The following is a 1,611-nucleotide window of genomic DNA, read 5'->3' as shown; positions in this document are numbered from 1 at the left end:
CCCGCCGCACCGCCGGTGCCCGTGCAGCCCGCCGCACCGGCCGCACCCACTGCACCCGCCGCCCCGGCGGCTCCGTCCCTCGCCAAGTCCCCCGCCGACAAGCCCGCGGCCGACACCGGCTTCGCCCCGCCCGCCTGAGGCGGGCCGCCACGGCCGTACGGGGCCCGCTACTCCTCCTCCGCCCCCACCCGCCAGGCGTTCGGCGGCGACTCCAGCTCCTCCAGCTCGATCCCCTCCGCCGCCAGCACCACGTCCCCGGCCAGGTGCACGACCTGCTGCTCCCCCGTCTCCAGGTCCGCCACCTGGTAGCGCTCGACCAGCAGCGGCCCGGAATCCGTCGGGTGCGTGTCGACGCCCTCCAGCAGCCACCCCTGGTCGAGGGTGCGCGGCGCCAGCACCGGCTCGGTGAAGGCCACCAGCCGCACCCGCGCGCTCGCCCCCTCCCGCAGCCGCAGCAGCCGGGCGGTGGCGACCAGGAAGCCGGGCGAGCGGCCGGTGAAGGCGTGCGCCCGGTCGTGGCCCTCGGCCGCGTGCTCGCCGCCCGGGTCGGCCGCGTCGGTACGGACCCAGGCCACCCCGTCCACCGCCCCGCCGCGCACCTGCCAGCCGCCGGCCCGCAGCTCCATCCGCAGCGGCCGGGCGCGCGAGTCCAGCGTGAGGTCGGTGCTGCCGAGCACCCGGCCGTCCGGCGCGTAGGTCTTGGAGACGTACCGCCACCCGGCCGCCCCGGGGGCGCAGCTGAAGCGCTCCTCACCGAGCAGGACGTGGTCGTGGCCAAAGGGAGTCGTGGCTGTGTGGAGCGAGTACCGGCCGTTGGGCATGCCGGAAAGCCTACGTGCGCACTCCCCATGCAACCTTCCGACCGGTGCCCGCATTAGAGCGGCGGACGGCGCGGCAAGGCGTCGCCGCCACGACGAGAGGGGGTGCGGATGGCGAAGCAGACGCGCGACGTGGAGTTCACGGAGTACGTGGCCTCCCGGAGCGGCTGGCTGCGCAAGGTCGCCTATCTGCTGTGCGGGGACTGGCACCGGGCCGACGACCTGGTGCAGGAGTGCGCGACCAAGCTGTACGTGAACTGGTCACGGGCCGGCCGGGTCGAGAACCTGGACGGCTACGCCCGCAGGGTGCTGGTCAACACCTTCCTCGCCGAGCAGCGCTCGCCCTGGTGGCGGCGGACCTCGCGGACGGCGGCGCCGGTGGACGTCGCGGCGGTGGCAGCCGACCTCGACGCCCGGCTCGACCTGCGCGAGGCGCTGGCCGCGCTGCCGCCCAAGCAGCGGGCCACCGTGGTGCTCCGGTACTACTGCGACCTCACGGTCGATCAGACCGCCGACGCGATGAGCTGTTCTTCGGGCAACGTGAAGAGCCAGACCTCACGGGCTCTCGCCACCCTCCGGACGACGCTCGCCACCCGCCCCACCACCGCCGAGAGGACGTCATGAGGTCGCACGAGCAGCGTGATCTGACCGCCCGGCTGAGCGCCCTCGCCGAGGCCCCTGCGCCGCCCGCCGCACTCGACACCTCGGCGGTGATCGCCCGCGGGCGAGGCCGGCTGCGCCGCCGCCGGCAGGCCCTGATCGGCGTGGTGGCCGGGTCGACCGCCGCCGTCCT

2 protein-coding genes are annotated in these 1,611 nt (G+C 75.6%); one reads left to right on the top strand and one right to left on the bottom strand.

What is annotated here, in order from left to right; translation table 11 throughout:
• Positions 1 to 167: 167 nt before the first annotated feature.
• Positions 168 to 821: a hypothetical protein gene (locus tag KS423_RS45190; RefSeq protein WP_224285474.1), complete on the bottom strand. Its 654-nt coding sequence runs from the start codon at positions 819 to 821 to the stop codon at positions 168 to 170.
• 108 nt (positions 822 to 929) lie between these two features.
• On the opposite strand from KS423_RS45190, the gene KS423_RS45185 reads away from it, so the two are divergent.
• Positions 930 to 1,442 carry a SigE family RNA polymerase sigma factor gene (locus KS423_RS45185; RefSeq protein ID WP_224285473.1) on the top strand — a complete coding sequence of 171 codons (513 nt, stop codon included), beginning with the start codon at positions 930 to 932 and terminating at the stop codon, positions 1,440 to 1,442.
• Positions 1,443 to 1,611 lie beyond the last annotated feature (169 nt).

The organism is Streptomyces sp. LS1784, assembly GCF_020103755.1.
Classification (GTDB): domain Bacteria; phylum Actinomycetota; class Actinomycetes; order Streptomycetales; family Streptomycetaceae; genus Kitasatospora.
Note: the sequence above shows the minus strand (reverse complement) of the source record. Positions and strands in the feature narration are given on the sequence as shown.

Excerpts from the sequence above, each read along its gene's own strand:
- KS423_RS45185 (WP_224285473.1), top strand. The coding sequence starts at position 930 with ATGGCGAAGCAGACGCGCGACGTGGAGTTCACGGAGTACGTGGCCTCC.
- KS423_RS45190 (WP_224285474.1), bottom strand. The coding sequence starts at position 821 with ATGCCCAACGGCCGGTACTCGCTCCACACAGCCACGACTCCCTTTGGC.